The 12,044-nt window shown below is 64.4% G+C and carries 12 protein-coding genes and 1 pseudogene; 3 read left to right on the plus strand and 10 right to left on the minus strand.

The genetic code is table 11. The features are described 5' to 3' along the window. Positions 1-416, minus strand: a 416-nt coding sequence (locus tag MOV75_RS11680; RefSeq protein WP_247005747.1) for a P1 family peptidase, incomplete at its 3' end; no start/stop codon positions are given. Positions 417-474: 58 nt separating this feature from the next. After that, the gene (locus MOV75_RS11685; RefSeq protein ID WP_246924955.1) at positions 475-3,282 is read right to left on the minus strand and encodes a PAS domain S-box protein; all 2,808 of its coding nucleotides are present in this window, start codon (positions 3,280-3,282) and stop codon (positions 475-477) included. Between the two features lie 244 nt (positions 3,283-3,526). On the opposite strand from MOV75_RS11685, the gene MOV75_RS11690 reads away from it, so the two are divergent. Further along, positions 3,527-3,913: a response regulator gene (locus MOV75_RS11690; RefSeq protein ID WP_246924951.1), complete on the plus strand. Its 387-nt coding sequence runs from the start codon at positions 3,527-3,529 to the stop codon at positions 3,911-3,913. 81 nt (positions 3,914-3,994) lie between these two features. Here the strand turns inward: MOV75_RS11690 and MOV75_RS11695 are convergent, their stop codons facing one another. The 5 genes from MOV75_RS11695 to MOV75_RS11715 all read right to left on the minus strand — a co-directional run bounded on the left by MOV75_RS11695 (position 3,995) and on the right by MOV75_RS11715 (position 9,095). Beyond that, positions 3,995-5,113, minus strand: a complete 1,119-nt coding sequence (locus tag MOV75_RS11695) for a branched-chain amino acid ABC transporter substrate-binding protein (protein WP_246924948.1) — start codon at positions 5,111-5,113, stop codon at positions 3,995-3,997. 162 nt (positions 5,114-5,275) lie between these two features. Then, positions 5,276-6,019 (minus strand): ABC transporter ATP-binding protein, encoded by a 744-nt coding sequence (locus MOV75_RS11700; protein WP_246924945.1) that lies wholly within the window; start codon positions 6,017-6,019, stop codon positions 5,276-5,278. Further along, positions 6,016-6,849, minus strand: coding sequence for an ABC transporter ATP-binding protein (locus tag MOV75_RS11705; protein ID WP_246924942.1), 834 nt, complete (start codon positions 6,847-6,849; stop codon positions 6,016-6,018). The genes MOV75_RS11700 and MOV75_RS11705 overlap by 4 nt, the downstream gene beginning before the upstream one ends. Beyond that, complete coding sequence (livM, locus tag MOV75_RS11710) at positions 6,846-8,147, minus strand: high-affinity branched-chain amino acid ABC transporter permease LivM (RefSeq protein WP_246924961.1); 1,302 nt, start codon at positions 8,145-8,147, stop codon at positions 6,846-6,848. The genes MOV75_RS11705 and livM overlap by 4 nt, the downstream gene beginning before the upstream one ends. Positions 8,148-8,177: 30 nt before the next feature. Next, on the minus strand, positions 8,178-9,095 hold the full coding sequence (locus tag MOV75_RS11715; RefSeq protein ID WP_246924939.1) for a branched-chain amino acid ABC transporter permease LivH: 918 nt from the start codon (positions 9,093-9,095) through the stop codon (positions 8,178-8,180). A gap of 277 nt (positions 9,096-9,372) precedes the next feature. Here MOV75_RS11715 and MOV75_RS11720 point away from each other — a divergent pair, with 277 nt between their 5' ends. Both MOV75_RS11720 and MOV75_RS11725 read left to right on the plus strand, forming a co-directional pair. Next, a complete protein-coding gene (locus MOV75_RS11720; RefSeq protein WP_246924936.1) occupies positions 9,373-9,555 on the plus strand; it encodes a hypothetical protein in 183 nt (60 codons plus the stop codon). A gap of 186 nt (positions 9,556-9,741) precedes the next feature. Further along, complete coding sequence (locus MOV75_RS11725; protein ID WP_246924934.1) at positions 9,742-10,281, plus strand: hypothetical protein; 540 nt, start codon at positions 9,742-9,744, stop codon at positions 10,279-10,281. Here MOV75_RS11725 and MOV75_RS11730 read toward each other — a convergent pair. From MOV75_RS11730 to MOV75_RS11740, 3 genes and pseudogenes are all read right to left on the minus strand, one after another. Beyond that, on the minus strand, positions 10,243-10,635 hold the full coding sequence (locus MOV75_RS11730) for a carboxymuconolactone decarboxylase family protein (protein ID WP_246924931.1): 393 nt from the start codon (positions 10,633-10,635) through the stop codon (positions 10,243-10,245). The two genes, MOV75_RS11725 and MOV75_RS11730, sit on opposite strands and share 39 nt — an antisense overlap. Positions 10,636-10,739: 104 nt before the next feature. Next, entirely contained in the window at positions 10,740-11,522 is a 783-nt protein-coding gene (pcaD, locus tag MOV75_RS11735) for a 3-oxoadipate enol-lactonase (protein ID WP_246924928.1), read from the minus strand. 15 nt (positions 11,523-11,537) lie between these two features. Continuing rightward, positions 11,538-12,044 (minus strand): annotated as a pseudogene (locus MOV75_RS11740) (3-carboxy-cis,cis-muconate cycloisomerase); the annotation flags it as partial.

The following is a 12,044-nucleotide window of genomic DNA, read 5'->3' on the forward strand; positions in this document are numbered from 1 at the left end:
AAGTCGGCGCCGGCGGAAGCCGCAGCGGCGTAGCCGAGGTCGCGATAGGGCGAAAAGCGGCCCCAGGCCTTATCGCCGCCGTTGAGCAGGTCGAACACGATCGCGCCGGGGACGACGGGGATCACAGCCTCCCTTACCCTGAAACCGCGGCCCTGTTCGGCGAGCCAAGCCTGTACGCCGCCACCGGCATCGAGACCGAAGGCGGAGCCGCCGGAGAGTGCGATCGCGTCGATCCGCTCGACCGTATTGGCGACGTCGAGCAGCGAGACCTCGCGCGTGCCCGGGCCGCCGCCGCGAACATCGATGGCCGCGACCGCCGGGGAATCGAAGATGATCGCGGTCGTGCCGGAGGCGACTTTGGCATCCTCGGCATGACCGACGCGGACGCCGGCGATATCGGTGAGGAGGTTGTTCAAACTGGCCTCGCGAGCTCGAAGGAGTTCGCCTCTGCGATAGCGCAGAGAGGTCGCGGGCTCAACTGGCCAGCGCCGTTCTGAGCATCTTGGCGAGCTCGGACTTGCGGTAGGGCTTGGCCAGCAGCAACACGCCGGAATCGAGCCGGCCATGATGGACGATGGCATTTTCGGTGTAGCCCGAGGTGAACAGCGTCTTGAGGTCGGGGCGGCGCCGGACCGCTTCGTCGGCAAGCTGGCGGCCATTCATGTTGCCCGGCATGATGATGTCGGTGAAGAGCAGGTCGATGGCCTTGTCGCTGTCGATGATGGTGAGGGCATCCGCGCCGTTGGCGGCCTCGAGCGCGGTATAGCCGAGGCTCTTGACCTGCGTCACAACATATTGCCGCACCAGCGCGTCATCCTCGACGATCAGGATCCTCTCGTTGCCGCCGGTGATGGGCGCGTTCTGGAGCACCTCGAAATCGGTCTCCTGCACCCCGGTCGAGCGCGGCAGGTAGATCTTCACGCTCGTGCCGTGGCCTACCTCGCTGTAGATCTTGATGTGGCCGCCCGACTGCTTGACGAAACCGAACACCATGCTCAAGCCGAGGCCGGTGCCCTTGCCGACCTCCTTGGTGGTGAAGAACGGGTCGAAGACCCGGTCGATCAGGTCCGGCGGAATTCCGCTGCCGGTGTCGCTGACGGCAATCATCACGTAATTGCCGGCGACGACGTCGGGGTTCATGCTGGCATAGCCGTCGTCGAGGAAGATGTTGCGGGTCTCCAGCACCAGGGTGCCGCCGTCGGGCATGGCATCGCGCGCGTTCAATGCGAGATTGAGGATCGCGGTGGAGAGCTGGCCAGGGTCGACCAGCGTCGGCCAGGCGTCCTCGGTAAGCTGCGGCATGATCGTGATCTGCTCGCCCAGCGTCGGGTGCAGCAGCTTGGCGGCTTCGAGCGCCAGCGCGTTGACGTCGATCTCGCGCGGCTGCAGCGGCTGCTTGCGGGCGAAGGCGAGCAGATGCTTGGTCAGCTGCGCGCCGCGTTCGGCGGCGTCGTCGATCAGCTTGGTGATGGCGGCAAGCTCGGGCCGGTCGGCGACGGCGTCGCTGAGAATGCCGATCGTGCCGGTGATGACGGTCAGCACGTTGTTGAAGTCGTGGGCGACGCCGCCGGTCAACTGGCCGATGGAGTCCATCTTCTGGACCTGCCGGAACTGGGCTTCGGCGGCCTGCTTCTCCGTCAGATCTCGGCCGATGAAGAAATGGCGCTTCACCGGCTCGGACCAAGTGCCCATCCAGTTCAGCGTGACCTCGTGACCGTCGTAGTGATAATAGCGAGCCTCGAAGCTGCGCTTGACCGCGCCGCGCCGCGCCGCGCGCATCTCCTCCCGCGTCTTGTCGAGGTCGTCTGGGTGGATGAACTCGGTCGCACTGTGCCCGATCATGTCTTCCGGGCTGAAGCCGAGGATGTCCTTCACGCTCGGGCTGACCTGGATGAAATTGCCGAAGCCGTCAGTGACCAGGATCAGATCCTGCGACGTCTCGAAGATGCGCTGGCGTTCCTCGATCTCGCGGCGAAGCTTCTCCTGCGCCTGCTTCTCCTCGGTGATGTCATGGGCGATCTTGGAAGCGCCGATGATCTCTCCGTTGTCCGACCTCAATGGCGAAACATTCAGGACAACGTCGAGCGCGCGGCCGTCCTTGCGAATCCGCACCGTCTCGTGCTGCGCAATCGTCTCGTTGTCGGCGATCCGGTTGAGGATACTCCGGACTTCGCCCTTTCGCTCCGTGGGCACGATAATGTCGATCGACCTGCCGACGGCCTCCGTGGCGGAATAGCCGAACAAGTGCTCGGCGGCCTTGTTCCACCCGGTGATGATGCCGTCGAGCGTCTTCGTGATGATGGCGTCGTTGGAGGATTCGACGACGGCGCCGTACAGCGCGAGGCGCTTGCCGTAGAAGTCGCGATCCGACGCCGATTGCTCGCGCAGCCTGCCGACGAGGCCCACCGTCCGGGCCTGAAGGCGGACGTTCTCGATCAGCAGCACCGCGAGCACGAAGCTCGACGCGCAGAGGCCATAGAGACGGCCGGCGTAGAAACCGAGATCGAAGCGCGCGACGTTGACGATTGCAGACAGCGCGATGTCGAACAGCCATGCGCACATCACCACCATGAGCCAGATGTCGATCACCGAATGCGGGCGGCGGAACCACAGCGAAACGAGCGCAGCGAAGCTCAGTGACCACACGAAGGATACGACCCCGATCATGGTCGGTGTGTAACGGCCGTCGCGGAGCAGGACCGGCAACAGATCGTGCTGGACGGTGACAATCCAGGTGAAGGCGGCCATGGTCGCGACGACGCCGAGCACGATGGCGTAGATCGGGCTGCTTGTTGCGCCCCGGATCCTGGGGCCGCCGTCCTTTTCCTTCAGCCAGGCATAGCCCAGCACGAACAGCGGGAAGCCGCCGTGCCAGATCATATAGAGCCAGACGGTGGTCTGGCTGCCGGCGCCGAACAGCCCGGTCGGTGTGAACAGGCCGGGGAAGGTGAGGGCATGAACCAGCGCTGCCGCGGCGGTGAACAGGTAGCCCGTCGACAGCCACAGCAGTGCGCGGGTCCGCAGCACCGAAAACTGCGACAGCAGCAACACTGCCGTGATGATGTCGCTCACGGCCAGGGCGGATTGATAGCTCGCGACGAAGGCGGGGACCGGCGGCAGCGGGATACCTGCGAACGGAACGGCCAGTGCGAACAGGATCGAGGAGACGCCGACGATCCACAATGCCGCGGTCCGGTCGGCTGACGTGGCCGGCAGCGTTGAAAGAAATGTGCTTCGGTCGATCGTAGGCGCGTTCATCTCTTGCAAACCCGTTTTGAGCATCCCGAAGTTCCAAGATCCGGCAGACTTGACCTTCCGACCTCCACGGTAGCCCGTTGCGGGCGCGTGTCGTGAACCGTTGCAGCGACGACTCAACCGAAGGTTACAGCTTACTTAATTTTGGTGAGAACGCGGAGTAGGGACCGGGTAAGATGCGCTTTACTGGGGCGGTGTCATAATGCCCTCCCGCCGCGGCGGGTTCCAGGTTTGAATCACACGAATTGATCGATCTGCGGGAGTTGTTCCCATGCCTCGCGTTCTCATCATCGACGACCAGAAGGCCGTGCGCGCGATGGTCGCGATCGTGCTTCGGGTCAACCAATACGAGGTTGCCGAGGCCGAAAGCGGCGCGGCCGGGCTGAAAACCTTCACGGAAAGCCCCTTTGATGCGGCGATCGTCGATATTTTCCTTGGCGACACCAGCGGCGTCGACGTCATCGCGACCCTGCGCGAACGTGTGCCGGGGCTGCCGGTCGTGGCGGTGTCCGGGATGACGACGCTGGATTTCATGGACCAGGCGCCACACCTCGCCAACGTGGTCTGCCTGCAAAAGCCGTTTCGGCCGAACGACCTCCTGCAAGCGCTGCGGAAAGCCCAGGCCGCGGCCGGCGGCGAACTGCCTGCAGCCGTCTGACCCTCCCGCAAAAAGAAACGCCCCGGGCAAGCCGGGGCGTGGTGATGATTGGATGGCAGCCTTCAGGCCCGGCAGGCGCGCTCAGGTGCCGTTGCCCTTGATCTCGGAGTAGCCGCCTTTGGCATCCCATTTGTAGACGACGTAGTCGAGCTGCTTGATATCGCCCTTGGCGTCATACTCGATCGGGCCGATCACGGTGTCCCACTTACCGGCCTTGATCGCTTCCATGACCTTCTTGGCGTCGGTGGAGCCGGCCTTCTTGGCCGCCTGCGACCACACCTGCATCGCCGCATAGGTGTAGAGGGTGTAGCCCTCGGGGTCGATGTTCTTGGCCTTGAAAGCCTCGACGATCTTCTTCGCGGTCGGCTTGTTGCGCGGATCGGGGCCGAAGGTGAACAACGTGCCTTCGCCAGCCGGGCCGGTGATGGAGGCGTACTCCTTGTCGGCGAGCGCGTCGCCGGCCATCAGCACGGTCTTGAGGCCCTGGTCGCGCATCTGACGCAGGATCAGGCCGCTCTCCTGATGGTAACCGCCGACATAGACGAGGTCGATGTTGTCGCGCTTCAGACGCGAGACGATCGCGTTGAAGTCCTTGTCGCCCTTGTTGTAGGACTCGTACATCTTCTCGGTGACGCCGGCCTTGTTGAGCGCCTTCTTGGTCTCGTCGGCCAGACCCTTGCCGTAGGTGGTCTTGTCGTTGAGGATCGCGATGTTCTTACCCTTGTAGTTCTTGGCGATGTACTGCGCCGCGATCAGGCCCTGCTGATCGTCACGGCCGCAGACGCGCGCCACGTTCCAGAGCTTGCGCTCGGTGAACAGCGGGTTGGTCGAGGCCGGCGTGATCTGGAGCACGTTGCCGTCGGCATAGGCTTCCGAGGCCGGAATCGACGACGACGAGCAATAATGCCCGGCGACGAAGGGGATCTTCGCGCCGGCGATCTTTTCGGCGATCGAGCGCGCTTGTTTCGGGTCGCAAGCGTCGTCCTCGACGGACAGCGCGAGCTTCTTGCCGTTGACGCCGCCGGCGGCATTGATATCGGCCACGGCCATTTCGGCGCCGTTCTTCATCTGGCGGCCGAAGGCGGACTCGCCGCCGGTCATCGGGCCTGCGACTGCGACGGTGACATCCTGCGCGAATGCCGCGCTCGACAGCGCGAGCGATGCGCCGAATGCCAGACCGATGAGCTTCAGTGATTTCATGAGATACCTCGCGGGTGGTCGCCTGTGGAAGTTGCCGGGCATGCCCGGTCCAAACCGGCGCCATTCTTGAATGAATTCGAGGAGAAGTCACCGGCAAAATACGGGCATTGGCGCAGATATCTCGCCACATTCGGCCGCACGCGGGGCGGGCTTGCGGCTCGGTCAGCCGTGCCGGCCGCCTTCCAGGTAGGCGGCGCGAATCTCGGGGCGCTGCAACAATTCGGCGCCGGTGCCGGCCAGCGTGATCAGGCCGTTGACCATGACATAGCCGCGATGGGCAAGCTTGAGGGCGTGGTTGGCGTTCTGCTCGACGATCAGGACGGTCAGGCCGTCCTGCCGGTTCAGCGTGCGGATCGCATCGAAAATCTGACGCGCGATCAGCGGCGCCAGGCCAAGCGAGGGCTCGTCGAGCAGGAGCAGGCGGGGGCGGCTCATCAAGGCGCGGCCGATCGCCAGCATCTGCTGCTCGCCGCCGGACAGGGTTCCGCCGCGCTGGGCGTAGCGTTCCTTCAGGCGCGGAAACAGCGTGAAGACGCGTTGGAGCGTCGCCTCGCGTTCGGCCTCGGTGCATTCGGTGGCATCCGCCCCCATCTGGAGGTTTTCCGCCACGCTCATGCGCGGGAAGATGCGGCGGCCCTCGGGCGATTGCGCGATGCGCAAATGCGCGATCTCGTGGGTGGGGACGTCGGTGATGTCGCGGCCTTCATACAGGATCTGGCCGGCGCGGGCGCGCGGCTTGCCGAAGATCGTCATCATCAGCGTCGACTTGCCGGCGCCGTTGGCGCCGATCAGCGCGACGATCTCGCCGGCATTGATCTCGACGTCGACGCCCTTCAGCGCCTCGATCTTGCCGTAGGCGGCGCGCAAGCCCCGGATCGCGAGCAGAGGGGAGGGCGCCGGCGTCACGAGCCGCCCTCCATCACGGCTGCCGCCTCTTCCTCGTCGGCGCCGAGATAGGCGGCGATCACCTTGGGATCGTCGCGGACCTCGCGCGGCGTGCCTTCCGCGATCTTGACGCCATGGTCCATCACCACGATGTGGTCGGAGATTTCCATCACCACCGACATGTCGTGCTCGATCAGGAGGATCGAGGTACCGAGCTCGTCTCTGATCGAGAGCAGAAGCGCGCTCAAGGCCGCGCTCTCGCGCGCATTGAGGCCGGCGGCGGGCTCGTCCAGGCATAACAGGGCGGGCTCGGTGCACATGGCGCGCGCGATCTCGAGCCGGCGCTGATCGCCATAGGCGAAATTGCCGGCGGCATCGTCGGCGCGGTCGAGCAGGTTGACCCGCTTGAGCCAGTCGGTGGCGAGATCAATCGCGCGCTTCTCGGCATCGCGATAGCCGGGCGCGCCGATGAGGCCGAGGAAAGTGAAGCCGGAGGCGCGCATCAGCGCGTTGTGCTGCGCCACCATCAGGTTTTCCAGCGCGGTCATGCCGGGAAACAGCCGAATGTTCTGGAAGGTGCGGGCCACCTTGGCTTGCTTGGCGATGCGAAAATCGTTCAGCCGCTCCAGCGCGATCGTCCTGCCGTCGTCATGGGTGAGGCGGATGGCGCCGCCGCTCGGTTTGTAGAAGCCGGTGATGCAGTTGAACACCGTGGTCTTGCCGGCGCCGTTCGGTCCGATCAGCGCGGTGATCTTCTTCCGCTCGGCGGCGAAAGAAAGGTCCTGCACGGCAACGATGCCGCCGAAGCGCATGGCGAGCCGGTCGACGCTAAGAATCTTGTCGCCGCTCATCCGTGCCCTTCTTTGACGAGGTCGGAGGAGATCGCTTTCGCCTTGGTCAGATACACGGTGGGCGCGCGATGGCCGATCAGGCCGCGCGGCCGCCAGATCATGATCAGCACCATGGCCATGCCGAATACCAGCATGCGATAGGTTTCGAGGCTGCGGAACAGTTCGAAACCGCCGATCATGGCGAGCGCGGCCAGCGCGACGCCGAGCTGCGAGCCCATGCCGCCGAGGACGACGATGGCGAGCACCAGCGCCGATTCCTGGAAGGTGAAGGATTCCGGGCTGATGAAGCCTTGGCGGGTGGCGAAGAACGCGCCGGCAAAGCCGCCGAACATCGCCCCCGTCGCGAACGCCGTGAGCTTGGTGGTGGTGGTGTTGATGCCGAGCGCGCGGCAGGCGACCTCGTCCTCGCGCAAGGCTTCCCAGGCCCGCCCGATCGGCAAGCGGCGCAGGCGGATTGTCGCCCAGTTGGTGAGCAGCGCAAGTGCCAGGATCAGATAGAACAGGAAGACGATACGGTGCGTCGGCGAATATTCGATGCCGAGCTTGGCGGCGAGCCCGTCATCGCTGTTGTCGAGTGGGATGCCGAAGAAGGTGGGGCGGGGAATGCCGGAGACGCCGTTGGGCCCGCCGGTGAGATCCTGCCAGTTGATGATGACGAGGCGGATGATCTCGCCGAAGGCGAGCGTCACGATGGCAAGATAGTCGCCGCGCAGGCGTAGCACGGGAAAGCCGAGAAGCACGCCCCAGAACGCTGCGAGGATGCCGGCGAGCGGCAGGCAGATCCAGAACGACCAGCCGAAATTGGTTGCAAGCAGTCCGTAGGAATAGGCGCCGACCGCATAGAAAGCGACGTAGCCGAGATCGAGCAGGCCGGCGAGCCCGACCACGACGTTCAGTCCCCAGCCCAGCATGACATAGGTGAGCACGAGGATCGCGAGGTCGAGGATGTAGCGCTGGTTATAGAAGATCACCGGCACCAGGAGCGTGAAGATCAGAAGCGCCGGCGCGAGGTAGCGGCCGATGAACGTCATGCCGCTCTTCATCGCCGGCGGCACCAGATTCTCGGCACCGGAGGGGCCGATCCATTGCCGCAACAGCTCGATCACGATCGAGCCGCCGAATACCGCACCGACGAGGGAGGCAAGTTCGCCGAAGCGCGTCCAATAGGTGAGCTGGCCGGAAGAGCCCGCCTCGGTGCGGATGCCGACCATCAACGAGAACAGCACCAGCGCGACCAGCGCGTTGATGAAAGCCGTCTTCAGGATGGAGGGGATGCCCGTTGCAGGTTTGGCCGTCATGGGCGAGGGAGCTGTCACGCGCGCGTCCCGTCAGACTTTTTCGACTTCGGGACGACCGAGCAGGCCGGTCGGCATGAAGATCAGCACGACGATCAGGATCGAGAACGCCGCGACGTCCTTGTACCCGACCGAGAAATAGGCCGACCAGAACGTCTCGATCAGGCCGATCGCAAGGCCGCCGAGCATGGCGCCCGGCAGCGAGCCGATGCCGCCGAGCACGGCCGCGGTGAACGCCTTGATGCCGGCGACGAAGCCCATGAAGAAATCGACCGTCCCGTAGTAAAGCAGGTACATCAGGCCGGCGACCGCGGCGAGCGCGGCGCCGATCACGAAGGTCATGGAGATGGTGCGGTCGACGTCGACGCCGAGCAGCGCCGCCATGGTCTGGTCCTGCTCGCAGGCGCGCATGTCGCGCCCGAGCCGGGTGCGCGACACCAGCCAGGTGAAGAGCGCCAGCAGCACGACGGTGGTGACGACCACCATGATCTGGATGTTGGAGAGCTGGATCACGAAGCCATCCGTGCTCTCATGCAGGGTGTAGCCGCCGGTGATGAAGGGCGGGATCGGCTTGACGCGGGCGCCCTGCGCCACCTGCGAATAGTTGGTCAGAACGAAGGACATGCCGATCGCCGACAGCATCGGGGCGAGGCGAAAGGAATGGCGCAGCGGCCGGTAGGCGATGCGCTCGATGGTCCAGCCATAGAGCGCCGTGATCGCCATCGAGACCAGCAGCACGACCAGCAGGATCAGCGGGATCGCGGTCAGCCCGAACGAGATCAGGATCAGGAAGGTGATCAGGGCAATGAAGCCGCCGATCATGAAGACGTCGCCATGGGCGAAGTTGATCATGCCGACGATGCCGTAGACCATCGTGTAGCCGATGGCGATCAGGCCGTAGATCGAGCCCAGGACGAGGCCGTTGATGAGCTGCTGGGTGAAATAATCCATGGGCTGCCGTACCAAACCTGACGCGGGCTCAAAGGGAGCTCTGAGGAGAGTGGGTTGGAGTGTGGTTTTCTTGGGCCCCGGCAGCCCTTAGGCATTCTTCCGGTTTTGTAACAGGAGGGAACTGGCGGCTGCAACTGGTCACACTGCGCCAGAAGGTCTTGTACAGAGGTCATTTGGCCTTGGGGTTCCGCAACTGCGAGGAACCGGGTTCCGCGGGCAACCAAAATGGATGGCGGCCGTTATCTCGCCTCTGACGTCCAACAATGGAGTTCCCCGAATGACGAAGCAGCAGAACCAGAATCCGGGTCAGCAGAGTCAGAACCCCGGCCAGCAGCGCCCAGGTCAACAGCCGGGCCAGCAGCAGGGTGGCGGTCAGAAACCTGGACAGCAGCAGCAGGACGATCCGATGCGTCAGGGCGATCGCCCCGGCCAGCAGCAGGGTGGTCAGCAGGACAAGTAATCTGGGAGCCCAAGCATAAAGAGGGTGAAGAGGGCCCCGCCGAGAGGCGGGGTCTTTTTTTGGGGCTCAGCCGGGCAATTAAGGTAAACAAAGGGTTTAAATTGCCGCCACAGTCTGATGCGAGTTAGCTCCCGTAAAGCCGCTGCCTTCCGTCGAAGGTCTTCGGCAAATCAAGTGGGAAGCGGCATGTTCGGGAATTGGCGGATCGGCTCAGTCAACGGCGCGCTGCTGGCGGCCTATTTCATCCCGGCCTGGAGCCTCGTTGCCTTCAACATCATGGTCGCGCCGGTGCACGGCCTCTTTGAGCGCCCGAGCGTCGCAGTTGCGCTTTTCCTCAGCGACCATCTCGAGATGGCAGGGATGAGCACGGTGCGGGCCGCCTGGCTGTTGGCGCTGGGCCGGATGACCGTGGTGGCGTTCTTTGCGATCTACCTCGTGCTTCTGTGCATCCCCCGCGCCCGCAAGGGCGGCGGCAGCGACGAGGCGCTCGGCATTGCGCTCGCGATCGGCAGCCTGATCTCGTTTGCCAGCATGGTGATGGCTTCGAAGGTCGGCGAGATGGCCGCGCTCCGGCTCCATGCCACCGAGCTGCTGCTCTTGCTCGGCGCTGCCATCGTGGTGGTGATCGAACGGCCCGAGCCTGCGCCGAAGATCGTCGAGAACGTCGCGCCGCCGAGTCTTCAGCCGCTAGGTCTTGAGCAGGCCGAGCTCCTGCACAATCGCTGAGGCCTCCTTCACGGCGTGGTTCGCGGCCGGCACGCCGCAATAGATCGCCTGCTGCAGCAGGACTTCCTTGATGTCGTCGGGGGTGAAGCCGCCCTCGGCGAGCGCCGCGCGCACGTGCAGGCGGAATTCGTCCCATTGCCCGAGCGCGACCATGGTGCCGATCACCAGCACGCGCCGCGTGCGCTCGTCGAAATGCGGCCGCGTCCAGATTTCGCCCCAGGCGTAGCGCGTAATCAGGTCCTGGAAGTCGGTGTTGAAGGCATTGCGGTTGGTAATCGACTTGTCGACCCAGGCATTGCCCAGCACCTTTCGGCGCACGCTCATGCCGGCATCGCGGCGCTTCTGGTCGTCCATTCTATCCTCCTCTCGTCATTGCGAGCGCAGAGAAGCAATCCAGACTGTCGCCGCGGTAGGATTTCTGGATTGCTTCGCTGCGCTCGCAATGACGCGTTGTGAGATCAGCGCTGCGTCAGGAATCCCACCACCGCATCCGTAAACGCATGCGGCTGCTCTACGTTGGAAATGTGCGCCGCGTCGATGATGGTCATGCTGGCGCCGGGAATGTTCGAGCGTATCAACTCTCCCGCCGAGATCGGCGTCGCCATGTCGTGGCGGCCAGCGATCACCAGCGTCGGACTCTTGATCTTGGCAAGCAGTTCGCGCTGATCGAGCGTCGACAGCGCCTCGCAGCAGGCGAGATAACCTTCGACCGGGGAGGCGAGCAGCATCGACTTCATCCTCGCGGCGATCTCAGGCTCGCGCTCGCGGAAGTCCTGCGTCAGCCAGCCTGCGATCACGGCATCCGCAACTGCCGCGATGCCGCCTTTCTTCACCGCGTCGATGCGCTCCAGCCATTTGGTCGGCTCGGCATAATAGCAGGAGGTGTTGGCGAGAATCAGCTTGCCGAAGCGTTCCGGTGCGTTGGCGCCCAGCCATTGCCCGACCATACCGCCCATCGACAGGCCGCACCAATGCACCTTCTCGATGTTGAGGTCGTCGAGGATCGCGAGCACGTCGCGGCCGAAGCGCTCCATCGTGTAGGGGCCGGGCGGAACGTTGGACTTGCCGTGGCCGCGGCGGTCGTAGCGGATGACGCGGAACACCTGCGTCAGCGCCTTCATCTGCGGCTCCCACATCTGCAGCGTGCAGCCGAGCGAATTGGACAGCATCAAGGTCGGCCCGCCGTCGCGGCCCTCGACGGAGACGTTGAGCAGGCAACCGTCGGCATCGATCATGGGCATGATGGCGTCTCCGTTTTATTCACGCTCGAGGCTGTCGAGCAGGCGGTCGATCAGCGCCTGCGACGCACCTTGATAGGCCATCGGCTCGAACAATGCCGCAATTTTTTCCGGTGCGAGATGCGCGGCGACCTGCGAATCGGCTGACAGCACCTCGCGCAGATGCTTCTTCTCGGCGACCGCGCGCTTGCTGGCGGCCTCGATCAGGTGATGCGCATCGCTCTTGCCGATCTTGTCGGCCAGCGCAAAGGTGACCGCTTCCGCCATGATCAGCCCATGCGTCGCCTCGAGATTGCTGCGCATGCGCGCGGCATCGACATCGAGTCCTTCGGCGATGTCGACGACGGCGGCAAGCGCCCCCGAGGTGACCAGCATCAATTGCGGCAGCGTCGGCCATTCTGCGTGCCAGGGGCCGGCGCTGCGCTCGTGGTCCTGCACTTGAGCAGCAAAAATCGTCGCGGCAAGCTGCGGCGCCATTGTAGCGGCGCCCAGCGCACTGGCAGCGGCGACCGGGTTGCGCTTGTG

It is taken from the genome of Bradyrhizobium sp. PRIMUS42 (assembly GCF_023006515.1).
Taxonomy (GTDB): domain Bacteria; phylum Pseudomonadota; class Alphaproteobacteria; order Rhizobiales; family Xanthobacteraceae; genus Bradyrhizobium.